This window comes from Microbacterium arborescens (genome assembly GCF_030369635.1).
GTDB lineage: Bacteria > Actinomycetota > Actinomycetes > Actinomycetales > Microbacteriaceae > Microbacterium.
Genome location: NZ_CP128474.1, coordinates 1,947,877 through 1,973,494, shown reverse-complemented (window position 1 = coordinate 1,973,494; position 25,618 = coordinate 1,947,877). Strand labels below are relative to the sequence as shown.

Genomic DNA, 25,618 nt, shown 5'->3' with positions numbered 1-25,618 from the left:
TCGACGCCGTAGGATCGGCGGCATGGCTGCCCCCACCTCCGAGGCGGACCTCGAGTCGCCTCGCTCCTACGCTCGCCCCGTCGACGAGGTCGCATCGGCGCTCGGAACCAGCGCCGAGGGGCTGAGTTCGGACGACGCGGCGAGGCGCCTCGCCGCGATGGGGCCGAACGTCCTGCCCGAGGCGAAGCGCACTCCCGCATGGCTGCGGTTCCTCTCGCATTTCAACGACACCCTGATCTACATCCTGCTGGCCGCTGCCGCGATCAAGGCGGTGATGGCCGACTGGCTCGACGTCTGGGTCATCCTCGCCGTCGCCATCATCAACGCCGTGATCGGCTTCGCGCAGGAGGGGCGGGCCGAGAAGGCCCTGGCGGGCATCCGAGGGATGCTGTCGTCCGACGCGAGCGTGCGTCGCGACGGCTCGTGGCGGCGGTTGCCCGCCGCGGATCTCGTGCCCGGTGACGTCGCACGCCTGTCTGCCGGCGACAAGGTTCCGGCAGACCTCCGCCTCGTCCAGGCGAGTCAGCTGCGCATCGACGAGGCGGCGCTGACCGGTGAGTCGGTGCCGTCATCCAAGCAGACCGACCCCGTCGACGCGGATGCCGGCGTCGGCGACCGCGCTTCGATGGCCTTTTCGGGCACGATCGTCTCGGCGGGGCAGGGGCGGGGGATCGTCACGGGAACCGGCGCCCGCACCGAGATCGGCAAGATCCAGGAACTGGTCGGCGGCGCGGGCAGCTTGACGACGCCGCTCACGAAACAGCTGGACGCGTTCGGGCGGGTCCTGACGCTCGTCATCCTCGGGATGGCCGCCCTGATGATGCTCATCGGCCGGTTCGTGCACGGGATGCCGTTCGGTGAGCTCGTCTCGGCGACGATCGGCTTCGCCGTCGCGGCGATTCCGGAGGGGCTTCCGGCGCTTGTGACGATCACGCTGGCGATCGGTGTCCAGCAGATGGCGCGGCGTCGCGCGATCACGCGCAAGCTCCCGGCCGTCGAGACGCTGGGATCGGTGACGACGGTGTGCTCCGACAAGACGGGCACGCTCACCAAGAACGAGATGACGGTGCGGCGGATCGTCACCCCGGTCGCCCGCTACGACGTTTCCGGGCTCGGATACGCGCCGGAGGGCGAGATCGAGCGGGCGGACGGTGGTGGACGCGCCGGCGGCGATCTTTCGGCCGTCCTCGCTGTAGCCGACCTCTGCAATGACGCCGACGTCGTGTCGGATGACGACGGCTGGAAGCTCGTCGGAGAACCGACCGAAGGGGCGCTGCGTGTCGTCGCGATGAAGGGCGGACACGACGGCGAGGCCGACGGCGTCCGACGCGTCGACGTCCTGCCGTTCGACTCGGAGAACAAGTTCATGGCGACCCTGAACGAGGGTGCAGACGGGTCGCGCGCGCTGCTCGTCAAGGGCGCCCCCGACCGGCTGCTCGAGCGTTCGACGCGCCAGCGCGGGGCCGCCGGATCGGAGCATCTCGACCGCGACTTCTGGGAGGCCGCGATCGCCGAGCTGAGTGGCGAAGGCTTGCGGGTCCTGGCGGCCGCGCGCAAGCCGTCGAGCCTCGACGAGATCACGCTCGACGACGTCGACGAGTTGGAGTTCCTGGGTCTGTGGGGGATTCTCGACCCGCCGCGACCGGAGGCCATCGAGGCGATCGCCGACTGCCACCACGCCGGCATCCGCGTGAAGATGATCACGGGTGACCACGCGGGAACCGCCGTCGCGATCAGCCGCGAGATGGGACTGGTGTCGGATGACGCACCGCGCGTCCTCACCGGCGGTGAGCTGGAGTCGCTCAGCCAGGAGAAGCTGAAGGATGTCGTCCGCGACGTCGACGTCTACGCCCGGACGAGCCCCGAGCACAAGATCCGCATCGTTCGCGCCCTGCAGTCGCACGGTGAGGTCGTGGCGATGACGGGCGACGGCGTCAACGACGCTCCCGCCCTCACCCGTGCCGACGTCGGGGTCGCGATGGGCATCAAGGGCACGGAGGCGACGAAGGAAGCGGCCGAGATCGTCCTCGCCGACGACAACTTCGCCACGATCCGTTCGGCTATCCGCGAGGGGCGTCGGATCTATGACAACCTGCGGAAGTCGATCGTGTTCCTGCTGCCCACGAACGGTGCGCAGTCGCTCGTGATCCTCGTCGCCGTCGTCTTCGGATTGGCGCTGCCCCTGTCTCCGGTGCAGGTGCTGTGGGTCAACATGGTCACCGCGGTGACCCTCTCGCTCGCGCTCGCGTACGAGCCGGCGGAGCCGGGAATCATGTCGCGACCGCCACGATCGAGCGGGGGGTCGATCATCTCACTGCGCGAGCTCATGTTCGTCCTGGTGGTGTCGGTGCTGATCGGCGGCGCGACGCTCGCGGCGTTCGCGATCGTCCGTGCCACGGGCGCCGATCTCGACGTCGCCCGAACGGTGTCGGTGTCCGTCCTCGCCCTGGGGCAGCTGGCGTTCCTGCTCAACTGTCGCTTCCTGACCAGGTCGAGTGTGAACCGCGATGTCCTGCGGGGCAACCGGGTGATCTGGTGGTCGGCTGCCGCGCTCATCGGGTTGCAGCTCGTATACACGTACGTGCCGTTCATGAACACGCTGTTCGACTCCCGTCCCTTGTCTGTGCAGGCATGGCTGCTGCCGCTCGGTTTCGCCGTCGCGATCTTCTTCGCGGTGGAGGGCCTGAAGGCGCTCTGGCGCGAGCCTGCACGACTCGATGCAAACGCATAGGAATAACAGAGGGGACCCATGGCGGCAGGCCGCTAGCGTGAGATCAGCCCGCCTCCCCCCGGAGGGGCACGACACAGGAGGACCCCCATGATCCGAGCCACTGCCGTACCCCGTTCGCTCCGTGTGACCGCCGCCGCGGCATCCGTCGCCGGCCTCGCCCTTCTCGCCGGGTGCGCGGGTCAGGCCGATGCCGAACAGCCCGGTTCGGGTGGAGCGGCCTCGTCCGACGCGACGCCCGCGGCGGGCTCGACCGGTTCGGCGGGCTCGACCGGCGGAACCTACACCGACGGCACGTACACCGCCGAGGGCACCTACCAGACCCCGGAGGGCCCCGAGACGATCACCGTGCAGCTGACGATCGCGTCCGACGCCGTGACCGCGGTGGAGGTCACAGGTGAGCCGACCCGCCGTGAGAGCAAGCAGTACCAGTCGCAGTTCATCGGCGGCATCTCGGATGCCGTCGTCGGCAAGAGCCTCGACGAGGTGAAGGTCGACCGGGTCGCGGGCTCGTCCCTCACAAGCGGTGGCTTCAACGCGGCGGTCGAGGAGATCCGCACCTACGCGGCAGCATGATGGCCGCGGCTGCCGGCTCCGGACGGTGGGAGTTCGACGCCATCGGGACCGTGTGGTGCATCGAGAGCGAAGCGCCCCTGGGCGATGCCGAGCGCGCGGCGGTCATGTCGGTGGTCGATGCGTTCGACCGTGACTGGTCGCGGTTCCGCGACGACTCGACCGTGAGCCGACTGGCCGCGGGCGGGTCGGTGGTCGCGCCGCCCGACGCGGTGGACATGCTCGCGCTCTACGGCGCGTTGGCCGATGCCACGGACGGTGCGGTGAACCCCCTCGTCGGTGACGTGCTCGCGCGGCGCGGCTACGACGCGTCGTACTCGATGCGCGACGGCGGTGCCTCCGCCGCGGTGGCGCAGTGGCGCGATGTCGTCGAGCTCTCCGATGACCGACTCACGCTTCATCGCCCGGCGACGGTCGATGTGGGCGCGGTGGGCAAAGGCCGCCTCGTCGATCTCGTGCTGGCGGAGCTGCGACAGCGGACGGCCGGCTGGCTCGTCGTCGACGCGAGCGGCGACCTGGCGGTCGACGGGGTGCGTCAGCGCGTCGCCCTCGAGCACCCCTACGACGCTTCTCGGGCGGTGGGGGTGTGGGCTCTGGATGCCGGGGCGCTGTGCGCGTCGGCGACCAACCGCCGTGCGTGGGGCGACGGTCTGCACCACGTGCTCGACGCCCGCACGGGTGAGCCGGTGCGGGAGTATGCGGCGACGTGGGCGGTCGCCGCCGACGCGATGACGGCGGATGCCGTCGCCACAGCCCTCTTCTTCGACGGCGGTCCGCGATTCGCGGAGCGCAGCAGAGCGTCGTGGGTGCGGATGCGCACCGACGGGGCCGTCGAATGGTCACCTCACTGCGAAGCGGAGTTGTTCGTATGACATCCCTGACGGCCCTTCGGAACCGAGCTGTCGGTGCACTCGGCCGCGTGTCGATGTACCGGTTCGTGCTCGTCGCGCTCTCGGTGCTCGCGGTCATCGCGTTCGTGTTGACACTGGCGGGGCAGATCGCGGGCGATCCGCTCGCGCTGCCGGTCTCGCTCGTTGTGCTGGCCGCCGCGATCATCGTCGTGGATGCCGTGGCGCAGCGCCTGCTCGGCCGTACATGGCGCATCGAGTCGGCGGTCATCACCGCTCTGATCCTGTTCTTCGTTCTGCGACCGACGCTCGAGCCGGCGGGACTGGCCGGGCTCGCGATCGCCGGAGCGGTCGCCTCGGCATCGAAGTACCTGCTCGCGTGGCGCGGTCGTCACATCTTCAACCCGGCCGCCGCCGGTGCGACGGTGCTCACCGTGCTGAGTATCCCGTTCCCCGACCTGGGAGCGTCGGCCTGGTGGGTCGGCACGCCCGTTCTGGCGGTGCCGGTCGTCGTGCTCGGCGGCCTGGTGGTGGTGCGGACCGAGAAGGTGCGGGTCGTGGCCGTCTTCCTCGTCGTCGCGGTCGCTGTCGCGTTCGTGCGCACGATCGTGCAGTATGCGCAGGTCTCGCTCCCGGTCGATGCGACGGTCATCGGGCAGGTGCTGTGGTCGTCGCCGTTCCTCTTCCTCGGCGCGTTCATGCTGTCGGAGCCGTTGACGCTCCCGCCCCGTCGGCGGCAGCAGTACGCGGTCGCCGCGCTCGTGGGGGCTCTTGCCGGGTGGCCCATCCTGATCGGCGACGTGAGTCTCGGGCAGGAGCGCGCGCTGCTGATCGGCAACCTGCTCGCCTTCTTCTTCGCCTACCGCGCCGCGGTGCGGTTGACCTTCGTGGAGCGCAGGGCGCTGACGCCGTCGGTTCGCGAGCTCACGTTCCGGGCTCATCGCGGCTTCCGATTCCGCCCGGGACAGTACCTCGAGCTCGAGGTCCCGCACCGCCGACCAGATGCGCGGGGCACACGGCGAGAGTTCTCGATCGTCTCGGCGCCTGCGGAGCTGCCGGAGGTTCGGATCGCGATCCGTGAGGGTTCTCAGTCGAGCTACAAGAAGGCCCTCGCGGTCGTGGAGCCCGGCCGGGATCTTCCTGTCACGGGTGTCTGGGGCGACTTCGTGCTGCCGGCGCGGACGGACGCGAAGGTCGTGCTGGTGGCTGCGGGGATCGGCGTGACGCCCTTCGTGTCGCAGCTGCGTGAGATGCGCCTGGCTGGAGAGCGTCGCGACGTCGTCATGATCTACGTCGCATCGGATGCCGAGGAGCTGGCATTCCGCGACGACATCATTGCTGCGGGCATCCCGGTGATGGTGGTGACGCGTGATGAGCCTCGGAACCTTCCGGATCATTGGCGCTGGACCGGGGGAGAGCGGCTGAGCGCCGCCTCGCTGGCCGGTCTCGTCCCGGATCTCGGCGATCGGCATGCCTTCATCTCCGGCCCACCTCGGCTCATCGCCGAACTGGCTCCCGCGCTGTCGAAGGCCCGATCGCTCACGACCGACGCCTTCGCCGGATACTGAGACGGTCCCTCGCTGCGGGTCGTCGACTGACGGCCGAGGCGCGGCGTCGACGTGCGGTGGTGAGGTGCTGTGTCAGTGCCGACGCTCGGGTTGGCACGGGCAGTTCTCGTTGCGTAACACTCCGGCTTCCCGTGCGAAAGCGGCTCGGGCTGATAGGCGTTGCGTGATCGATTTCATCCCGCGCATCTCGTCTTCATGCGTGCGGGCGTGCGGGCGTGCGGGCGAGCGCGCGGGCGAGCGAGCGAGCGAGCACCAGCCCACGCCGAGCGCGGGGCGGGCGGGGATCAGAAGGGTGGCGGTTCGCCCGGTGGCGGGTCGGCCGTGTCGGTCGTGTCGGTGGTGAAGCAGACGGCGGGCACGGGTATGTCTTCGCGGTAGACCCGTCCGAGGGGTGAGGTCCATTCCAGGACCCCGCCGCCGAGCTGCCGCACTTCCCACCGGGTGAATTGCTTCATCGAGTGGTGTCTCTGGCAGAGGTGGGCGAGGTTGAGGAGGTGGGTGTGGCCACCGAGGGCGTAATCGACGGTGTGGTCGAGCTCACACCTGATCGCGGCCCTGCGGCATCCGGGGAACCGGCAGTGCTGGTCACGAGCGGTGAGGAGCTTCTTCATCGCCAGGGTGGGTCGGTAGGTGTCGATCTCGACCGGGGTGCGGGTGACCGGGTCGATGAAGAGCCGGTCCCACTCGGAGACCTGTCCCGCGAGCTCACGCGCCGTGTCGGCGTCGATCGGTCCGGCACCGACCGCGTCGGCGGGGTGCTCGTCACGGCCCACCAGGGTCTCCGCCGTGACGGTGACCTGCACGCGTGCGCGGATCGCGCCGAGCCCGCCGGTCCGGTCGGCCCCGTAGGTCGGGTCGACCACGGGCGTGCCGCCGAGGACGAGGTCGCTGAGGATGTCAGCACGCAGCTGATCCATCGTCCGGGCGTCAGGTGCAGCATCGGCCTCCACCGCATCACCGCGACCACCCACGTCCCGGGCATCCTTGACGGCTTGTCCCATCTGGGTGAGCCGGTCGAGCATCCCCACCGCGATCACGGTCGGTACGGTCGCGATGACATCGGACATTCCGTCCGCCCCGTGCAGGACCCTTACGCACCGCCCCGCGGCGGCGTCTCGGTGCCGGTCGGTGAATGTGCGGTCGTGGAGCCGTTCTGCCAGGGCTCGCAGGGCGGGTGTGACCCGGGTGGCGATGTCCTGCTCGCAGACGGCGATCGCGGCGGCCTCGAACTCTTCCCCCACCTCGCCGGGCAGCCCGGTTGCCGCTTTCACGACCACGTCGACGTGGTCGCGGGTGATTCGCCGTTGCTCCCATGCCGCGAACACGGCCGGGTAGTCATCGACGATCGTCAACGCGTGGTCGATGTCGGCCTGCAGTCGCCGGTCGCTGCGCCGCGCCAACCCCGCCGCTTCTGCCGCGACCGACCGCAGCTCCATGTCCGACGCCATCCCGCGCACCCCGTCACGGCGCGCCTCGCGAAGCGCCGACCGACCCAGCTCGGCGAGAGCCCGCACCGACGCGACATCCGCGTGATGCACCAGCGCCAACGTCTCGGTGTACGCCGCGATCGCTCGGGCGTGCGGCGAGACGACGCCCCCACCCGGCCCACCACCTGCGTTGGCTGACATGTTCCCATTGTGACAGCCAGATCCGACATACACATCGAACAAAGATGCGAAGAATGAAACTCGCCCAGGCCACCGTGTGGGGAGGAACCGCCGGGCCAGCTCATCGGCACAGCCCTGAGAACGAGCGCCCTCTCGAGTTGAGACCGCGTCTCCCGCCCCCGACGCTACGGGCGGTGGGCAGCCCGCCGCTGCGCGATAATGCGAACGACGTCATCGCTGAAGTTGCACACGGACCGCACCTCAGCCTCGAGACCATCCGTCGGCGTCACATCCGCCCCCGCAGGTCGCCCCGCGGCCACCCCCGAGCGCAGGCGCGCCTCCAGGTGCCGCTTCGCGACGCCTCGATCGACATCGGCGGGCACCTCGAACACCAGAACGTCGAAGTCGCGCTCGGCGTACCTGTCCACCGTGGCGCGCACGCGCCCGAGCTGCGGATCGTCGTTCTCGAGGTGCAGGTGCGCACGCAGCGCCGGCTCGTACGCGGTGGCCCCGACGTACGCGATGTCGCCCGTCTCGATGTCGAGCCACACGTACACCCACGAGCCGGACGGTTGAACGCGACCGTGCCGGATCGCCACGACCCGCGTTTCGGTATGCGTCATCGCGACCCCTCGCCATCGGGATCACCGGCAGGAGCGGCGCCCGCCCCCGCCTCACCGTCCGCGCCTGCCCCCGCGCCCGTCCCAGGATCAGACGGTCGCGCGGTCAGCCGGAGCTCGAACGTGGTCGAGCCGGGCTCGCTCTGCACCGTGAGTGATCCGCCGTGTGCCGCCACGATGGCGCGGGCGATCGAGAGGCCGAGGCCTGTGCCGCCGGTTTGGCGTGCCCGCGAGCTGTCGCCGCGCGAGAAACGCTCGAAGATGTGATCGGCGACGGCGGGGTCGATGCCGGGGCCGTCGTCGTGCACCGAGAGGACCGCCGTACCGTCGGTGACGCGCACTGCCGTGGTGACGGTGGTGCCGGCTGGGGTGTGGACGCGCGCATTGGCGAGGAGATTCGCGACGACCTGCGTGATGCGGGTGGCGTCCGCCGCGACGACGACCGGTTCATCGCCGACATCCAGGCGCCACTCGTGATCCTGGCCTGCCGCTCGGGCGTCGGCCACCGCGTCGATGGCGAGGGCCGTGAGGTCGACCGTTCCGTAGACGAGCTCCTGTCCTTCGTCGAGCCGAGCGAGAAGGAGCAGATCCTCGACGAGGCTCGTCATGCGCAGCGACTGCGCCTGGATGCGTTCGAGCGCGGCGGTCGTGGTCTCTTCGACGCCCGGCACACCTTGACGCATCGCGCGGAGCGAGAGCTCGGAGTATCCACGGATCGAGGCGAGGGGCGTGCGAAGCTCATGACTCGCGTCGGCGACGAACGATCGCATGCGCTCTTCGTTGCGCTGGCGGGCGACGAGGGACGCATCGACATGATCGAGGAGGGTGTTCAGTGCTGCTCCGACGCGGCCGATCTCATCGTGGTCGTCGGTCTCCTCCTCGGGTACGCGCTCGCTGATGGAGACGGCTCCCTGCGCAAGGGGGAGCGACGCGACCCGGGTCGCGGTGTCAGCGACGACGCGCAACGGCCGGAGCGAGCGCTGAATGACAACCGCGATCGCCGCGCTGAGGAGGAGAAGGCCACCGACGGTCACGATCGTGATCGTGGTGACGACGGTTGCGACAGTCCCGTCGACCTGAGCGAGCGGAAGAGCGCCCAGCCCGGTGATGTCGCCGGCTGTGAATGACACGACGCGGAACGCGCCGAGGTCGCCGATCTCGATCGTCGCCGGAAGGGCGCTGAGGTCCGTCGAAGCGAGATCGTTCAGCTCCGCGGCGGTGAGGTCGCGCACTCCCTCGTCGCCGTCGAAGGTCGCACCGGTGATCGGACCGCGCGGGTCCTGCACCAGCAGTGTGTATCCGTAAGGGAGACCCGTCGTGCCGGCGATCGTCTCCTCTGCGGAACGCACACGCACGACGTACCCGCTGCTGTCGAAGAGTTTGAGTCCGCGCGTGAGCGATTCGGCGTTGGTGGTGACGGTTGAGACCAGCACCGTGCCGATCGTCGTGGCGAGACCGACCGCGCTCGAGATCAGCGTCAGCGCGACGACGCCGACCACGGTCAGCATCAACCGGGTCTGCAGCGTCCACCGCTTGCGCGGCCGACGGTCCGTACGCTCGCGCACCGCGTTGCGGTCGGGGGCGGAGGTCACTGCGGCGCTTTGATCATGTAGCCCACGCCTCGGACGGTGTGGATGAGCGGCTCGCGACCGGCATCGATCTTCTTGCGCAGGTACGAGATGTACAACTCGACCACGGAGGAACGGCCGCCGAAGTCGTAGTTCCACACGCGGTCGAGGATCTGCGCCTTCGAGACGACGCGGCGCTGGTTGCGCATGAGGTAGCGCAGCAGCTCGAACTCGGTCGCGGTGAGCTCGATGCTGGTCCCGGCCCGCTCGATCTCGTGCGAATCCTCGTTGAGGGTGAGGTCGCCGACGCGGAGCACCGGGTCGACACCGCCCGCGGTCGCCGTGCCCGCGCGCCGCATGAGGCCGCGCAGCCGTGCCACGACCTCTTCGAGGCTGAACGGCTTGGTGACGTAGTCGTCGCCGCCTGCCGTCAGCCCGGCGACCCGGTCGCCCACGGAGTCTTTCGCGGTGAGGAACAGCACGGGAACGTCGTCACCGGACTGGCGGAGCCGTTGCAGCACCGACATCCCGTCGAGGTCGGGCATCATGATGTCGAGCACCATCGCGTCGGGCTCGAACTCGCGTGCGAGCGAGAGCGCTTCGAATCCGGATGCCGCGGAGCGGACCTCCCAGCCTTCCATCTTGAGCGCCATCGAGAGCAGGTCGGTGAGCATCTGTTCGTCGTCGACGACGAGGACGCGCAGCGGGGAGCCGTCGGGACGCTGCAGTGTGGCGGGTGCTGGGGTGGTCATGATGCCATTGTCAGGCGTTCTCTATGGAGAAGCTATGGACGATGCTATGTCTGCGCTGTGAGCATGCGCGGTGGCATACGGTGACGTCATGACGAACGTTGAGACGGCGGTTTATGTCGACGGCTCCGTCGTGCGCGACGATCTCCCGCCCGATGAGGCGGCCGCACTCGCGCGCGAGCGCGCGGGCTTCGCCTGGATCGCGCTGATCGACGTCGACGACGCCGAGATCCAGACCCGCGCGGCCGAGCTGGGGATGTCCCCCATGGCGGTGAAAGAGGCACTGCGGCCGCACCAGCGGTCGATCTTCGAACGGTACGGCGATCATGCGTTCGTCGTCCTGCAGCCCGCGCATTACGACGACGCCTCCGAGACGGTCCGCTGCGACGAGATCGACGTCTTCCTCGCGCGCCATCTCATCGTGACGGTCACGCGGTCGGATCGGATCGACCTCGACGAGCTCCGCGGCCGGCTCCAATCGCACCCGCAGCTCCTGCGCCGCGGACCGGGATCGGTCATGTGGGTGCTCGCCGAACGCGTGACGACCGGATATCGCGCGGTGCTCGACGGCGTCGAGAACGACATCGACGAGATCGAGGACCAGCTCTTCGGCGACGGCCCGGACGTCTCGCGGCGCATCTTCGACCTGCAGCGAGAGGTGATCGACCTGGCCCATGCCACGTCGCCGCTGCCCGACGTGCTGACCCGACTGGGCACGACGCTCACCGACGCGGCGGCGGGGGCGGAGCCAGCGGGATGGGATGACGTTCGCGGGCGCGCCCAGTACGTCGCGGAGCGCGTGCAGTCGATGCGGCACACGCTCGACGATGCCCTGACGATCCACGCGACGCTCGTCAACCAGCGTCTCGACGAGAAGATGGCAGACCTCACCGTCGTCCAGGTACGTCAGAACGAGCAGGTCAAGAAGATCTCATCGTGGGCGGCCATCGGGTTCGCCCCCACTTTCGTCGCGAGCGTCTACGGCATGAACTTCACGTTCATGCCCGAGCTCGCGCAGCCGTGGGGCTACCCGATGGCGCTCGGGCTGATGGTGCTTCTGAGCGCCGGCCTCTACGGGATCTTCAAGCACAACGACTGGCTCTGATCCCGGTCGCGCGCGTTCCGACGACGAAGGCCCCGGCGGAGCGATGCTCGCCGGGGCCCGATCATCGGTGCGATGAGGTCAGTGCGTGTCTTCGGCCTCGACCTCGGAGCGATCGCCCGACCACAGGGTGTGGAAGGTGCCGTCCTTGTCGATGCGCTTGTAGGTGTGCGCACCGAAGAAGTCGCGCTGGCCCTGGATGAGAGCGGCCGGCAGGCGCTCCGCACGCAGGCCGTCGTAGTACGACAGCGACGAGCTGAAGGCGGGGGCCGGGATGCCGGCGCCGGCCGCGGCCTGCACGACGTGGCGCCAGGCCTCCTGGGCGCGGCCGAGGGCCTCGACGAAGTACGGCGCGGTCAGCAGGACGGGGAGCTCGTCACCGGTCGCGTATGCGTCGGCGATGCGGTTGAGGAACTGCGCGCGGATGATGCAGCCGCCGCGCCAGATCTTCGACACGGCGCCGAGGTCGATGTTCCAGCCGTACTGGGCCGCTCCAGCCCGGATCTCGTCGAAGCCCTGCGAGTACGCGACGATCTTCGAGGCGTAGAGCGCCAGGCGCACCTGCTCGATGAAGGCGTCCGCGTCGTCGACCGTGAAGGAGGCGTCGTCGGGGCCGGGCAGCGAGCCCGAGACGTCGCGCTGCTCACGGTGGCTCGACAGCGACCGCGCGAAGACGGCCTCCGCGATTCCCGAGACGGGAACGCCCAGATCGAGCGCGGTCTGCACGGTCCACGCTCCGGTGCCCTTGGCGCCCGCCTGGTCGACGATCACGTCGACGAGCGGCCGACCCGTCGCGGCATCCGTCTGACGCAGCACCTCGGCGGTGATCTCGATGAGGTACGACTCGAGCTCGCCGCGGTTCCACTCGGCGAAGATGTCGGCGATCTCGGCGGGCGACTTGCCCGTGCCTCGGCGGATGAGATCGTAGGCCTCGGCGATGAGCTGCATGTCGGCGTACTCGATGCCGTTGTGCACCATCTTCACGAAGTGGCCCGCGCCGTCGTGGCCGACGTGCGTCACGCAGGGCTCGCCCTCGGCGACGGCGGCGATCGACTTCAGGATCGGGCCGAGGGTCACCCACGACTCGTCGGGGCCGCCGGGCATGAGAGAGGGACCGAGCAGAGCGCCCTCCTCGCCGCCGGAGACGCCCATGCCGACGAAGTTGAAGCCGGCCTCGCGGACGGCCTTCTCGCGACGGATGGTGTCGGTGAACAGCGAGTTGCCGCCGTCGACGATGATGTCGCCCGGCTCGAACACCCGCATGAGCTCGTCGATCACGGCGTCGGTGGGCCGACCGGCCTTGACCATGATGATCGCGGTGCGGGGCTTCTGCAGGTTCGCTGCGAACTCCTCGTACGAGAACGCGGGGATGAAGCCCGCCTCGGGGTGGGTCTCGACGAGCTCGTCGGTCTTCGAGCGCGACCGGTTGAACACGGCGACCGTGTTGCCTTCGCGGCTCGCGAGGTTGCGGGCGAGGTTCGAGCCCATGACCGCCAGCCCGACGACACCGATGTTCGCGGAGCCGGAGCCCGCCTCGGCGGGAGCGCTGCTCTCGTCGGGGGTCGGTCGGTCGACTTCCTCGGGACGCGGGGCGCCCTCGTGGACCGTGGCCGCTTCGTGCGGCGCCTGATCCTGATCGGTCGAGGGTCCTGTCGGTGAGGGGGTCGACGCCATGCGTAGCTCCAGGTTCGCGTGCGGGTGGAATGGCCAGACTGCGAGAGAGCCCGGCTCTCTCGCCACTTTATCCGTTCGGCAGGCCGGCCGGAGCGGCTTGCGAGAAGGCCGCGACACGTGTGACGGCGTCGGATGTCGCTCGGATGATGGTGGCGGCATCGCGAGCTTCGACGGCCGACCGCGGCAGCATCCACGAGCCGCCGACGGCGGTGACCTGCGGGTGCGCGAGGTAGGCGTCGAGGTTCGTCGCGTCGATTCCGCCGGTCGGCACGAATCGCAGATCTCCGAAGGGGCCTGCGAGCGCGCGGAGTGCGGGCAGACCGCCCGATGTCTCGGCGGGGAAGAACTTCACGGTGCTGATGCCGGCGGCGAGCGCCGCCATGATCTCGCTCGCGCTCACGGCCCCCGGAACGAGCGGCACCCCGAGCGCGGCGGCTCGGTCGGCGACGGCCGGGTGGAACCCGGGCGAGACGAGGAAGCGGGCTCCCGCGGCGACCGCCACGTCGACCTGCGCGGGCGAGACGATCGTGCCCGCTCCGACGATCATGTCGCCCCGTTCGGCGATGGCTTTGATGGCCGCCGGCGCTGCGGGGGTGCGGAAGGTGATCTCGGCCACGGGCAGCCCGCCCTCGGCGAGGGCATCGGCGATGAAGACGCCCTGGTCGACGGAATCGGCGACGACGACCGGAACGAGGCGGTGGCGGGCGATCTGATCGAGAACAGCGACCATGATGTTTCTCCTCGGGGTGTCCATCGTCGGCCGAATGATCATATCATTGGGACTCGGCGACGCTGCCGCCCGCCGGACACCCGAAGATGGGCCCCTATGAAGATCCTCGCTCTCGAAGCCAGCACCACCTCGGCGAAGACCATGCTCTTCGACACGGACACCGGTGCCGTCGCCGTCCGCAGTCGCCGGTTCGAAGTCGACGGACCCGATTCCGCGGTCCGCGACGGGGACGCGATCTACATCCAGCTCATGGCCCTCGGCCGCGAAGCCGCGGCGGGGCAACGGATCGACCTCATCGTGCTCAGCGGCACGTGGCACGGCCTGACGCTGCGCTCCGGCGACCTCTCCGCAGTCACGCCGGTGATGGAGTGGCCGTACACCGGAGCGCAGGATCTCAGCGCCGCCCTGCGTGCCGACGACGATTTCACGTGGTGGTTCTACGAGCGCACCGGCTGCATGGTGAACGCCATCTACCCCGTGTTCAAGCTCCAGCACCTCCGGTCGCAGGGGCTCGACATCGACGGTCTCGTCGCCCTCGACCAGGCCAGCCTCATCTTCGCCCGGATGACGGGTGAGGTCTGGACGAACGACTCGCTGGCCTCCGGCAGCGGCCTGCTCTCGGCCACGGACGCGACGTGGGACCGCGAGGTCATCGACCGGTTCGACCTCGGTCGGGTACGACTGCCCGAGCTGCACGCGACGACCGCCACGGCGCCACTGTCGGCCGAGGCTGCGGTTCTCCTCGGGCTCGCCGCAGGCACCCCGGTGCTGACGCCCGGCCCGGACGGCGGCTTGAATCAGATCGGCGACCTCGCGACCGAGCCCGGCGAGATGACCTTCTCGATGGGGACGAGTGGTGCTCTCCGCGTCGCGTCGCGCCATCCGGCGTTCTCTCCCACCCTCAGCACCTGGTCGTACCGTTCGCCGCTCGGGGCTCTGAGCGGCGCCGCGACCTCAGGATGCGGCAACTGCGTCGACTGGGCGCGTGATCGACTCTTCGGGGCGTCGACGGATTACCTCGACATCGAGCCGTCGCTGTCGACCGACCGCGTCGACCTCCCGGTCTTCCTGCCCTTCCTGTTCGGCGAGCGGAGCCCGGGCTGGCAGGATCAGCGCCGCGGCGGATTCGTCGACCTCGCGCCGGCGCACTCGCGGGTGGACATGTACCAGTCGGTCCTCGAGGGCATCGTCTACTCGCTCTACCACTGCTACAAGGAGCTCACCGCGCTCGGCGGCACGCCGCGTCGGATCATCCTCTCCGGTGGAGTCCTGTCGTCGCCGTTCTGGACGCAGCTGACCGCCGACGTCTTCGGGGTCGAGATGGAGGTGTCGGCGCAGCAGCACACCTCGATCGTCGGTGCGGTGCGCATGGGCATGCTCGCAAGCGGGCTCGACCTGCGGCATCCTGCCTTCGACGACGTCGAGGTCCGCACGATCACTCCCCGCGAGCAGCACCGCGATCGCTACGACGAGGGGTTCGCCCGCTATCTCGATCAGTACCAGCGCACCGTGCCCGGCTCGCAGGGGGCGGCACGATGAAGGTGCTGGTGACGCCGACCTCGCTGTGCCGTGACCCGCACGGCGCATCGCTGGGCCGTCTCCGTGAGGTGGTCGACGAGGTGATCCTCAACCCGCACGGGCGGCCGCTGACTCCGGCCGAGCTCGTGCCGCTCGTCGCCGACGTCGACGGCATCATCGCCGGGCTCGACGACTACGACGAGACCGTCTTCGCGGCCGCGCCCCGCTTGCGCGTGCTCGCCCGCTACGGCGTCGGGGTGGACCGGGTCGACTTGGACGCCGCGGCCTCGCGAGGTGTCGTCGTGACGCGGACCCCGGGTGCGAACGCGATCGCGGTCGCCGAGCTCGCGGTCGGTCTCATTCTGGCCGCCGCGCGGCGCATCTCGAGACTCGACGAAGCCGTGCGCGCGGGGGAGTGGCCGCGCCTCGAAGGCAAGGAGCTCACGGGCGCGACCGCCGGGGTCGTCGGTTTCGGCGCGATCGGCCGGCTCGTCGCCGAACGCGCCCGGGCCCTCGGGATGAGGGTGATCGTGTTCGACCCGATGCTTCCCGATGAGGCGTTCGCGCAGGCCGGGGTCGAGCGGGTCGACATCGACGAGCTGTGCAGGCGCAGCGACGTGGTCAGCCTCCATGTGCCGCTGCTGCCCGAGACCCGGCATCTGCTCGACGAGCGGAGGCTGGCGCTGCTGCCCGCCGGCGCGATCGTCGTCAACACCGCTCGGGGCGGACTTCTCGACGAGAATGCGGCACGCCGCGCGCTCGACGACGGTCGTCTCCACGGCGTCGCGATCGACGTCTACGAGACGGAGCCGCCCTCCAGCTCGCCACTCGTGGGGCACCCGGGCGTGGTGGCGACGCCGCACGCGGGAGGACACACGAGCGGTGCGGTGCAACGGATGACGGATCAGTCGATCGATGCGCTTCTGACGGCGCTTCGCGGCGGTCGGCCCGACGGGCTGGTCACACCAGCGCCCGCACCTCGCTGAGGACGGCGTCGACGTAGCCGCGGGTGTGGCGTTCCGCGCCGTCGGCGTCGCCGCGCGCGATCGCCGCGGCTGTCTGCACGTGGTTGTTGAGAGCCTCTTCGTACGGGACGGCAGGAGTGAGTCCCACGTCTGATCGCCCCGCGATCACCGCGGCGATCGCCGCCTTGTTCGCGGCGAGCATGAGGTTGCCGCTCATGTCGAGGATGAGGTCGTGGAACTGGATGTCGACCTCGAGGTACTCGGGCGATGCGCCCTCGCCGCTCCGACCCAGCTCCTCCAGCCGCGCAGCGAGGCGCAGGAGTTCGGACCGCTGCACGTCGGTGCCGCGCTGGGCGGCCAGTCGTGCGGCGATCGGCTCGACCGCGGAGCGCAGCTCGTTGACCACGACGATCTGGTGATCGCGTCGGGGCGAGGCGAGCTGCCAGCCGATGAGGCGGGTGTCGAGCGCGCTCCATTCGTTCGTCGGCGTCACGGTGAGACCGACCCGGCGGCGCGAGGAGAGCATTCCCATCGCTTCGAGCACGCGAACCGCTTCGCGGATGACCGTGCGAGAGACACCGAACTCGGCCTCGAGGTCGGCCAGGGTGCACACCGATCCGGGCGCGAGCTCGCCCGATGCGATGCGGAGGCCGAGCGCGTCGAGCACGGACCCGTGGGATGCCTGCGCCATGACGCCTCCGAAAAATACGATCAGTGGTTGTAAAAGATACGATCATTGTGCGAGGATCGCTCTGCTCCGCTGCCGTGGCACGGGGCAGCTCGAATACTAACGCGGGACGATCCGCGGGGTTCAGCCCCGGGGCGTCCGCTTCCCGACATCAACGGAGATACCGATGGAAGACTGGACCCAGACGCTGGGTGCCGGACCGCTGCTGCTCATCGCAGTCGGCGCGATCGCCCTGATCCTGTTCCTGATCATCGTCTGCAAGGTGCACGCCTTCCTGACGCTGATCATCGTCTCGCTGCTCACCGCGTTCGTCGCGCAGGTGCCGGTCTCGGCGATCGCGAAGACGCTCACCGACGGCTTCGGCGGGACACTCGCCGGGGTCGCCCTGCTCGTCGCCCTCGGCGCCATGCTCGGGCGGCTCATCGAGCACTCCGGCGGCGCGAAATCGCTCGCCGACAAGTTCGTCGAGGTCTTCGGTGAGAAGCGCGCTCCGTTCGCGCTCGGCATCGCCTCGCTCATCCTCGGCTTCCCGATGTTCTTCGACGCGGGGCTCGTCATGATGCTCCCGATCATTTTCGCGATCGCGCGTCGCGTCTCGAAGGCGAACGTCCTGCTGTTCGGCATCCCCGCCGCCGCGGCGTTCTCGGTCATGCACGTCTTCCTGCCGCCGCACCCCGGACCGGTCACCGCGACCGAGGCCTACGGTGCGAACCTCGGTCTCGTCCTGCTTCTCGGCCTCGTCATCGTCTTCCCCGTCTGGTACGTCTCGGGCTACCTCTGGGGCAAGTTCATCGCCGCTCGGATCCCGCTGCCCGTGCCCGCGCTGTTCGGAGAGAGGGACGACGATCAGCCCGCGAACCCGCCGCGTCCGCTCACCGTGATCCTGCTCCTGCTGCTTCCGATGCTCCTGATCTTCATGAACACCGGACTGACCACGCTCGCGACCGAGGGCATCGTCTCGACCGACGACCTCTGGGTCCAGGTCCTGGTGCTCCTCGGCAACTCCTTCGTGGCTCTGCTCATCACGGTGATCGTGGCCACCTTCGTCCTGGGCACGCGTCGCGGCGAGAACGGCACCGCGCTCGAGAAGGTCGTCGACTCGGCCCTCGGCCCCGTCGCCTCGGTCATCCTCATCACGGGTGCCGGCGGAATGTTCGGCGGAGTCCTTCGTGCCTCCGGAATCGGTGACGCGCTCGCCGACACGCTGTCCGACCTGGGCCTGCCGATCATCGTCGCGGCCTACGTCATCGCGGTCATCATCCGTCTCGCGCAGGGCTCCGCCACCGTCGCGCTCGTCACTGCCGCGGGCCTCGCCGCGCCGGCTGTCGTCGCAGGCGACTTCAACCCGCTCCAGGTGGCCGCGATCGTGCTGGCCACCGCGGCCGGCTCGGTGTTCGCCGGGCACGTCAACGACTCGGGCTTCTGGCTCGTCGGTCGCCTCATGGGCATGGACGTGAAGACCACCCTGAAGACGTGGACCGTGCAGCAGGCCATCGAATCCGTGACCGCGTTCGTCCTGGTGCTCGGTCTGTTCGGGCTCGCGTCGCTCATCTGACTTCGCCGACGACTGCTTCCCTTCCGGACGACAAGGAGTTCCGATGTCCTCTCTGTTCGATGTGACCGGGCGCGTCGCCCTCGTGACGGGCTCGTCGCGAGGGCTGGGGCGTTCCCTCGCGCTCGCCCTGGCCCGTGAAGGCGCCCGAGTCGTCGTGCACGGGCGTGACGCCGAGGCGGTCGAGCGCACGCGGCGCGAAGCCGCCGAGGCGGGATCGCCCGCACCGGTGTCAGCGGTCTTCGATGTCACGGATGCCGCGGCCGTCGAGGCGGGCGTCGCGGCGATCGTCGCCGAGGTCGGGGTGCCCGACATCCTCGTGAACAACGCCGGGATCCAGCGGCGCGCTCCGTTCGCGGAGTTCGCTGTGTCCGACTGGGACGAGATCGTCGCCGCCAACCTCAGCGGCGTGTTCTACGTCGCGCGTTTCGTGGCGCCGGGGATGGTCGAGCGCGGGTCGGGCAAGATCGTCAACATCGCCTCGGTGCAGTCGGCGCTGGCGCGACAGACGATCGCACCGTACTCCGCGACCAAGGGGGCGGTCGCGCAGCTCACGAAGGGGATGGCGGCCGACCTCGCCCGTCACAACGTGCAGGTCAACGCGCTGTCGCCCGGCTACTTCGCGACCGAGATGAATCGCGCGCTCGTCGACGACGCCGACTTCAGCGCGTGGCTCACGCAGCGCACGCCGGCACAGCGCTGGGGCGACTTCAGCGAGCTCGACGGAGCCCTGCTCTTCCTCTGCTCGAACGCTTCGAGCTTCGTGTCGGGACAGAACATCTTCGTCGACGGCGGCATGACCGCCGTCGTCTGACCGGAAGGACCACCATGCGCGCAGCACACATCCACGGCAAGCAGCACATCGAGATCTCCGATGTCGCCGAGCCCGTCCCCGGCCCGGGGGAGGTGCGTATCCGTGTCGACTACATCGGAATCTGCGGGTCGGACCTCCACTATTACTACGAGGGCGCCAACGGCGCGTTCGTCGTGCGGGAGCCGCTCATCCCGGGTCACGAGCTCAGCGGCCGGATCGACCTCGACCCCTCGGGTGAGTGGGAGTCCGGCACGCCGGTGGCACTTCACCCCGCCACCTTCGGCCGAAAGGTCGAGGCGATCGCGGACGATCCCCACCTCTGGCCGGGCGGCGCCTACCTCGGCAGCGCCTCGACGACGCCGCACACGCAGGGCGCGCTCGCCGAGCTGATCGTCGCCGATCGCGCCATGGTGCGACCGCTGCCGACGTCCCTGCCGATCCGTCGCGCCGTGCTGGCGGAACCGCTCGCGGTGGCTCTGCACGGGCTCGGCAAAGCGGGCGATGTCGCGGGGGCGCGTGTGCTCGTGACCGGAGCCGGTCCGATCGGACTGCTTGCGGTGGCCGCAGCGATCGCCGCCGGCGCGGGGGAGGTGCACGCCACCGACGTGCTAGCCGGGCCCCTCGAGCGGGCACGACGACTCGGTGCGACGACGACGTTCGACGTGACGAGCGAGCAGCCGCCGGCCGACGCCTACGACGTCGTGCTGGAGTGCTCGGGAGTCGCGGCGTCGGTGTCCGCGGCGCTGCGCGCGGTGCGCCCGGCCGGGCGCGTCGTGCAGGTGGGCATGGTTCCCAACGAACCGCGACCGGTCAACTTGGCGCCGTTCATCTCCAAGGAAGTGGTCTACGTCGGCACATTCCGATTCAAGGATGAGATCGACGAGGCCGTCCGGCTGCTCGATGAGCGCCCCGAGATCGAACAGGTGATCACCCACGTCGTGGACGCCGACGACATCGTCGAGGCGTTCGCGACGGCGAAGGACTCGGAGGCATCCGGGAAGGTCGTCGTCGCGGTCTGGCCCGCGGGGCAGACGGGTCAGCCCTTGCGGTAGCCCTGCCGGCCCATCGAGAACAGCGCGAGGCTGACGGAGACGATCGAGCCGAGCGTCATCGCACCGATGACCCACAGAAGCACGTGTGAGAACCAGCCGTAATCCATTTTTCCTCCGGGCGTAGGCGACGTCTCATCCACCCTACCCAGCGCTGGTAGAGTGGGGGTGTACTTCGGCGAGGGATGCCGCGTGCCCGCTGTGCGGGAACCGGGATCCGTGATCGACGAGGGTGTGTGCAGGACGTTTCCTCTCCACGCGCTCGCGTTCGCGTCGAACCCGCATACCGCTGAGCCGGCCCTCGGGCCCACAAGGAGAAACGCATGTCCACCGAGACCGACACCAAGGTCGTTGCAGAGACGCGCACCAACTTCGGCAAGGGCTTCGCCCGCCGTCTGCGTGCCGCTGGCCAGATCCCCGCCGTCATCTACGGCCACGGCACCGACCCCGTGCACGTCGCCCTGCCGGGCCACCAGATGCTGCTGCTGGTCCGCCGCGCCAACGCGGTGATCGAGCTGACGATCGACGGCAAGGAGCAGCTGGTCCTCGTCAAGGACGTCCAGCGCGACCCCGTGCGCCAGATCATCGAGCACATCGACCTCCTCGTCGTGAACAAGGGCGAGAAGGTCCAGGTCGACGTTCCTGTCGTCGTCACGGGCGAGCCCTTCTCGGGCACCATCGCGACGCAGGATGCGTCGTCGATCACGCTCGAGGTCGAGGCGACTCACATCCCGCAGAGCGTCGAGGTGGACGTCGAGGGCCTCGAGGACGGCGCGCGCATCACCGCTGCCGACCTGAACCTGCCCCGCGGCGCCGCGCTGATCACCGACCCCGAGACGCTCGTCGTCGCCGTGTCGGTTCCTGCTTCGACGAACGCCGCCGCCGACGCGATCGAGGCCGCCGATGAGGCGACCGCGACCGAGCAGTCGGACGAGGCCGAGGGCGACGCGAAGTCCGAGTAAGACTCATCCGTGCGGAGCCCGTTCTCACCTCGTGAGGACGGGCTCCGTCGTTCGAAAGGCGCGCCATGGCGGACACCTGGCTCATCATCGGTCTCGGCAACCCGGGGCCGCGTTACGAGGCGACCCGGCACAACATCGGTCAGATGGTCATCGACGAACTCGCGAGCCGGCGGGGCGAGACGCTGCGCGCGCACAAGGCCAACGCTTGGGCTGCGGAGTCGTGGCTCCGTCCCGGCGCGGCCAAGATGGTGCTGGCCAAGCCGAAGACGTTCATGAACGTCTCGGGTGGCCCCGCGGCGGCCCTGGCGTCGTTCTACGGCGTCGATCCGGATCACGTCGTCGTCGTCCACGACGAGCTCGACATCCCCTTCGACACCATCAAGCTCAAGACCGGCGGGGGGCACGGCGGGCACAACGGCGTGCGTGATATCGCCAAGGCCCTCGGCACCCCCGAGTTCGCGCGTGTCCGCGTCGGGATCGGCCGGCCCCCGGGTGTCCAGGATCCGGCCGACTGGGTCCTCGACCCGTTCTCCGCTACCGAGCGCAAGACGCTCGGCATCCTCGTGTCGGATGCGGCCGACGCGGTCGAGACGGTCGTCGGCGACGGCCTGCTCGCCGCTCAGCAGCGCTTCCACGCACCGCGCTGACCGCGCTGTCGGAGGACGGCGAGGCGCCCGTGTCGGCGGCCGGCGGTAGGCTTCTGTGGTGACAGTTCCCGGGATCGTGCGCGCCCTTTCGCAGGCTGACTCCTTCCGGGAGGCGGTGACATCAGGCGCCTTCGGCAGCGTCGACTACTCGCTCGCCGACGGCCTCGACGCCCCGCTCCTCGCGGCGCTGCTCGAACAGCGCCGTCGCGACGGACGTCCCGCCGTCGTCCTCGCCGTCACGCCCACGGGCCGCCGGGCCGAGACGCTCGGTGCGGCGTTGCAGTGCCTCGTGCCCGAGGCCGAGATCGTCCACTTCCCCGCGTGGGAGACCCTGCCGCACGAGCGTCTGAGCCCGAGCCCCGAGACCGTCGGCCGCCGCCTGGCCGTGCTCCGCCGCGCGGCCGCGCACGACGGCCGCACCCCGCTGATCATCACGGCATCCGTGCGCGCGGCGCTGCAACCGCTCGCCGCTGGCCTGACCGACGCCGAGCCGGTGACGCTGTCCGTCGGCACGCGCGGAAGCGACCTCGAACAGGTCGTCCGCCGGCTCGTCGAACTTGCCTATCATCGGGTCGACATGGTCTCGCGACGCGGCGAGTTCGCGGTGCGCGGCGGCATCCTCGACGTCTTCCCGGCCGAAGCCGATCACCCGCTGCGCATCGACTTCTTCGGCGACGAGATCGATCAGATCCGCGCCTTCTCGATCGCCGATCAACGCTCGCTTCCGGGCGAGGTCGAGAAGGCCGAGCTGCTTCCGGCGCGCGAACTGCTGCTGACACCCGCCGTGCGGGAGCGGGCAGCGGCGATGGCGCCGACCTTCCCGAGTCTGACGGGCATGCTCGAGAAGATGTCGCAGGGCATCCCCGTCGAGGGCATGGAGTCTCTCCTGCCCGCGCTGGCGGAAGGCGTCGTGCCGATCGTCGACTATCTGCCCCGCGATTCCGCGATCGCTCTCGTCGATCCCGAGCGATCGCGTACCCGCGCACGCACCCTCGGCGAGACCAATCGCGAGTTCCTCGAGGCCGCGTGGAGCGCGGCGACGGCCGGGGCCGACAGCCCCGTCGACCTCGGCTCGGGCGACTTCCTCACCCTTCCCGCACTGCGTGAGGCGATGCGTGAGCGCTCCGGTGTGTGGTGGACGCTCAGCGCGTTCGATTCGGGCGCCGCGGATGCCGCTGACGAAGGGCTGACCGACACCGGCGACGACCTGCGCATCGTCGGCAGCGCGGTGCCGTCGTTCCAGGGCAACGTCGACGGCGCCACCGCCCACATCGGCGACCTGTTGGCGCGCGGCTGGCGCGTCGTGGTGTGCGCCTCCGGTCCCGGTCTCGTCGATCGCGCCCGCGACGTGCTGGCGGAGCGGGGTATCGCAGCGCGCACGAGCGATGGGGTCGCCGAACTCGACGAGGAGGCCGTCGCGGTCTGCGTCGTGGCCTCGCTCGAGCGCGGTTTCGAGTCGGACGAGGCGAAGCTCGCCGTCCTGACCGAGAGCGAGTTCTACGGTCGCACGATCGGCAGCGACGGCCGCGTCGTGAAGAAGCTCGCGACGCGGCGACGCAACGTCGTCGACCCGCTCCAGCTCAAGCCCGGCGATGTCGTCGTCCATTCCACCCACGGCATCGGCAAGTTCGTCGAGCTCGTGCAGCGTGAGGTGTCGAGCGGCGGGCGCAACCCGGTCAAGACGCAGCGCGAGTACCTCGTGCTCGAGTACGCGCCCGCGAAGCGCGGCTACCCCGGCGACAAGCTCTTCGTGCCCACCGACCAGCTCGATCAGCTCTCACGCTACGTCGGCGGCGAGGCACCGGTGCTCTCGAAGATGGGCGGCAGCGACTGGGCCGCGGCGAAGGGCAAGGCGCGCAAGGCCGTCCGCGACATCGCCGTCGAGCTCGTCAAGCTCTACTCGGCGCGCATGGCGTCGAAGGGTCACGCGTTCGGACCCGACACGCCCTGGCAGCGCGAGCTCGAAGAGGCTTTCCCGTTCGCAGAGACGCCGGATCAGCTGCAGACGATCGACGAGATCAAGGCCGACATGGAGAAGCCGATCCCGATGGACCGTCTGCTCTCGGGCGATGTCGGGTTCGGCAAGACCGAGGTCGCCGTCCGCGCCGCGTTCAAGGCGATCCAGGAGGGCAAGCAGGTCGCGATGCTCGTCCCGACCACGCTCCTCGCGAAGCAGCATCTCGAGACGTTCACCGAGCGGTTCGCGGGCTTCCCCGTCAAGGTGCGGCCGCTGTCGAGGTTCCAGACGCCCAAGCAGGCACGAGAGACGGTCGAGGGACTCGCCGACGGCACCGTCGACATGGTCATCGGCACGCACCGCATCCTGACGGAGAAGGTCGCCTTCAAAGACCTCGGCCTGCTCATCATCGACGAGGAGCAGCGGTTCGGCGTCGAGCACAAGGACTCGCTGAAGAAGCTGAAGACGGGCGTCGACATCCTCGCGATGAGCGCGACGCCGATTCCGCGCACACTCGAGATGGCCGTCACCGGCATCCGCGAGATGTCGACCCTCGCGACACCGCCGGAGGAGCGGCATCCGATCCTCACCTATGTCGGCCCTCGCAGCGACAAGCAGATCGCCGCCGCCATCCGACGCGAGCTCCTGCGCGAAGGCCAGGTGTTCTTCGTGCACAACCGCGTGCAGTCGATTCAGCGCGTCGCGGCGCAGCTCGGCGAGCTCGTGCCGGAGGCGCGTATCGCGGTCGCGCACGGCCAGATGGGCGAGCACCAGCTCGAACAAGTCGTCGACGATTTCTGGGAGCGTCGCGCCGACGTCCTCGTCTCGACGACGATCGTCGAGACCGGGCTCGACATCTCCAACGCCAACACGATCATCATCGACCGCGCCGACAAGTACGGTCTGAGTCAGCTGCACCAGCTGCGCGGCCGCGTCGGACGCGGGCGCGAGCGGGCGTACGCGTACTTCCTGTACGACGAGAACAAGCCGCTGAGCGAGACCGCCGCGGATCGTCTCGAGACGATCGCCGTCAACAACGACCTCGGCTCGGGTATGCAGGTGGCGTTGAAGGACCTCGAGCTCCGCGGCGCCGGAAACCTCCTGGGGGCCGAGCAGGCGGGGCACATCGCCGGGGTCGGATTCGACCTCTACCTGCGCATGATCGGCGAGGCCGTCTCGGCCTTCCGCGGCGAGGAGGTCGACGGCCCGGCAGAGCTGCGGCTCGAGCTGCCCGTGGCGGCGCGCATCCCCGAGGACTACATCGACAGCGAGCGGCTGCGACTGGAGGCCTACCAGAAGCTGTCGGCGGCGGCAGCCGTCAGCGCCAAGGACGACGCGATCGATCTCGTCGTCGAGGAGCTCACCGACCGGTACGGCCGTCCGCCCGCGGAAGTGGAGGGCCTGCTGGCGGTCGCCCGTCTGCGCCGACGGGCTGCCCAATCGGGCCTCACCGACGTCGTCGCGATGGGGCCCAATCTGCGGGTCGCGCCGGCGCGCCTGCCCGAATCGATGCGCATCCGGCTGCAGCGCCTGTACCCCAAGGCCAAGCTGCTCGCCGGCGGCGAGGCCCTCGTGGTTCCGCTGCCGACCGCGGGTGGCGCTGCGCTCAGCGACGCCGACCTGATCGCGTGGACGGGGCAGCTGCTCGAGCAGCTTTTCCCCGTCGCTGCGCCGGCCGCATCGTCCGCGACATCCTGAC

21 protein-coding genes are annotated in these 25,618 nt (G+C 69.6%); 13 read left to right on the top strand and 8 right to left on the bottom strand.

Annotated elements, in window-relative coordinates; translation table 11 throughout:
* The first annotated feature begins 22 nt into the window (after nt 1–22).
* The 4 genes from QUC20_RS09395 (at nt 23) to QUC20_RS09380 (ending at nt 5,717) form a co-directional block, all read left to right on the top strand.
* A complete protein-coding gene (locus QUC20_RS09395) occupies nt 23–2,731 on the top strand; it encodes an HAD-IC family P-type ATPase (RefSeq protein ID WP_289329683.1) in 2,709 nt (902 codons plus the stop codon).
* A gap of 87 nt (nt 2,732–2,818) precedes the next feature.
* Nucleotides 2,819–3,304: an FMN-binding protein gene (locus tag QUC20_RS09390; protein ID WP_289329682.1), complete on the top strand. Its 486-nt coding sequence runs from the start codon at nt 2,819–2,821 to the stop codon at nt 3,302–3,304.
* Nucleotides 3,301–4,173 carry an FAD:protein FMN transferase gene (locus QUC20_RS09385; protein ID WP_289329681.1) on the top strand — a complete coding sequence of 291 codons (873 nt, stop codon included), beginning with the start codon at nt 3,301–3,303 and terminating at the stop codon, nt 4,171–4,173. Before QUC20_RS09390 ends, QUC20_RS09385 begins: the two co-directional genes overlap by 4 nt.
* The gene (locus QUC20_RS09380) at nt 4,170–5,717 is read left to right on the top strand and encodes an FAD-dependent oxidoreductase (RefSeq protein WP_289329680.1); all 1,548 of its coding nucleotides are present in this window, start codon (nt 4,170–4,172) and stop codon (nt 5,715–5,717) included. Before QUC20_RS09385 ends, QUC20_RS09380 begins: the two co-directional genes overlap by 4 nt.
* A gap of 284 nt (nt 5,718–6,001) precedes the next feature.
* Here the strand turns inward: QUC20_RS09380 and QUC20_RS09375 are convergent, their stop codons facing one another.
* The 4 genes from QUC20_RS09375 to QUC20_RS09360 all read right to left on the bottom strand — a co-directional run bounded on the left by QUC20_RS09375 (nt 6,002) and on the right by QUC20_RS09360 (nt 10,264).
* Complete coding sequence (locus QUC20_RS09375) at nt 6,002–7,345, bottom strand: HNH endonuclease signature motif containing protein (protein WP_289329679.1); 1,344 nt, start codon at nt 7,343–7,345, stop codon at nt 6,002–6,004.
* 164 nt (nt 7,346–7,509) lie between these two features.
* The gene (locus tag QUC20_RS09370; protein ID WP_289329678.1) at nt 7,510–7,947 is read right to left on the bottom strand and encodes a hypothetical protein; all 438 of its coding nucleotides are present in this window, start codon (nt 7,945–7,947) and stop codon (nt 7,510–7,512) included.
* Nucleotides 7,944–9,536: a sensor histidine kinase gene (locus QUC20_RS09365; RefSeq protein ID WP_353105703.1), complete on the bottom strand. Its 1,593-nt coding sequence runs from the start codon at nt 9,534–9,536 to the stop codon at nt 7,944–7,946. The genes QUC20_RS09370 and QUC20_RS09365 overlap by 4 nt, the downstream gene beginning before the upstream one ends.
* The gene (locus QUC20_RS09360) at nt 9,533–10,264 is read right to left on the bottom strand and encodes a response regulator transcription factor (protein WP_289329677.1); all 732 of its coding nucleotides are present in this window, start codon (nt 10,262–10,264) and stop codon (nt 9,533–9,535) included. Before QUC20_RS09360 ends, QUC20_RS09365 begins: the two co-directional genes overlap by 4 nt.
* An 88-nt stretch (nt 10,265–10,352) precedes the next feature.
* On the opposite strand from QUC20_RS09360, the gene QUC20_RS09355 reads away from it, so the two are divergent.
* Nucleotides 10,353–11,366 (top strand): magnesium and cobalt transport protein CorA, encoded by a 1,014-nt coding sequence (locus QUC20_RS09355; protein ID WP_289329676.1) that lies wholly within the window; start codon nt 10,353–10,355, stop codon nt 11,364–11,366.
* A gap of 78 nt (nt 11,367–11,444) precedes the next feature.
* Here QUC20_RS09355 and gnd read toward each other — a convergent pair whose 3' ends face one another.
* Together gnd and eda are read right to left on the bottom strand one after the other, a co-directional pair.
* Entirely contained in the window at nt 11,445–13,037 is a 1,593-nt protein-coding gene (gnd, locus tag QUC20_RS09350; RefSeq protein ID WP_289329675.1) for an NADP-dependent phosphogluconate dehydrogenase, read from the bottom strand.
* 67 nt (nt 13,038–13,104) lie between these two features.
* A complete protein-coding gene (gene eda / locus QUC20_RS09345; RefSeq protein ID WP_289329674.1) occupies nt 13,105–13,767 on the bottom strand; it encodes a bifunctional 4-hydroxy-2-oxoglutarate aldolase/2-dehydro-3-deoxy-phosphogluconate aldolase in 663 nt (220 codons plus the stop codon).
* Between the two features lie 96 nt (nt 13,768–13,863).
* On the opposite strand from eda, the gene QUC20_RS09340 reads away from it, so the two are divergent.
* Nucleotides 13,864–15,306 (top strand): gluconokinase, encoded by a 1,443-nt coding sequence (locus QUC20_RS09340; protein ID WP_289329673.1) that lies wholly within the window; start codon nt 13,864–13,866, stop codon nt 15,304–15,306.
* Complete coding sequence (locus tag QUC20_RS09335; protein WP_289329672.1) at nt 15,303–16,271, top strand: phosphoglycerate dehydrogenase; 969 nt, start codon at nt 15,303–15,305, stop codon at nt 16,269–16,271. The genes QUC20_RS09340 and QUC20_RS09335 overlap by 4 nt, the downstream gene beginning before the upstream one ends.
* Here the strand turns inward: QUC20_RS09335 and QUC20_RS09330 are convergent.
* Nucleotides 16,246–16,941, bottom strand: coding sequence for a FadR/GntR family transcriptional regulator (locus tag QUC20_RS09330; protein ID WP_120262424.1), 696 nt, complete (start codon nt 16,939–16,941; stop codon nt 16,246–16,248). The two genes, QUC20_RS09335 and QUC20_RS09330, sit on opposite strands and share 26 nt — an antisense overlap.
* Before the next feature lie 163 nt (nt 16,942–17,104).
* On the opposite strand from QUC20_RS09330, the gene QUC20_RS09325 reads away from it, so the two are divergent.
* Genes QUC20_RS09325 through QUC20_RS09315 form a run of 3 tightly spaced genes read left to right on the top strand, consistent with a single transcriptional unit; the run spans nt 17,105 to nt 20,356 of the window.
* A complete protein-coding gene (locus tag QUC20_RS09325; protein WP_120262425.1) occupies nt 17,105–18,493 on the top strand; it encodes a GntP family permease in 1,389 nt (462 codons plus the stop codon).
* A 43-nt stretch (nt 18,494–18,536) separates the two neighbouring features.
* Nucleotides 18,537–19,304 carry an SDR family oxidoreductase gene (locus QUC20_RS09320; RefSeq protein ID WP_289329671.1) on the top strand — a complete coding sequence of 256 codons (768 nt, stop codon included), beginning with the start codon at nt 18,537–18,539 and terminating at the stop codon, nt 19,302–19,304.
* Between the two features lie 14 nt (nt 19,305–19,318).
* Entirely contained in the window at nt 19,319–20,356 is a 1,038-nt protein-coding gene (locus QUC20_RS09315; protein WP_289329670.1) for a zinc-binding dehydrogenase, read from the top strand.
* Here QUC20_RS09315 and QUC20_RS09310 read toward each other — a convergent pair.
* Entirely contained in the window at nt 20,341–20,463 is a 123-nt protein-coding gene (locus tag QUC20_RS09310) for a hypothetical protein (protein ID WP_259455154.1), read from the bottom strand. The two genes, QUC20_RS09315 and QUC20_RS09310, sit on opposite strands and share 16 nt — an antisense overlap.
* A gap of 213 nt (nt 20,464–20,676) precedes the next feature.
* Between QUC20_RS09310 and QUC20_RS09305 the strand changes: the two genes are divergently transcribed.
* From QUC20_RS09305 to mfd, 3 genes are all read left to right on the top strand, one after another.
* Nucleotides 20,677–21,315: a 50S ribosomal protein L25/general stress protein Ctc gene (locus tag QUC20_RS09305; protein WP_289329669.1), complete on the top strand. Its 639-nt coding sequence runs from the start codon at nt 20,677–20,679 to the stop codon at nt 21,313–21,315.
* A 65-nt stretch (nt 21,316–21,380) separates the two neighbouring features.
* On the top strand, nt 21,381–21,962 hold the full coding sequence (pth, locus tag QUC20_RS09300) for an aminoacyl-tRNA hydrolase (RefSeq protein WP_120262429.1): 582 nt from the start codon (nt 21,381–21,383) through the stop codon (nt 21,960–21,962).
* A gap of 58 nt (nt 21,963–22,020) precedes the next feature.
* Nucleotides 22,021–25,617, top strand: a complete 3,597-nt coding sequence (mfd, locus tag QUC20_RS09295) for a transcription-repair coupling factor (protein ID WP_289329668.1) — start codon at nt 22,021–22,023, stop codon at nt 25,615–25,617.
* Nucleotide 25,618 lies beyond the last annotated feature (1 nt).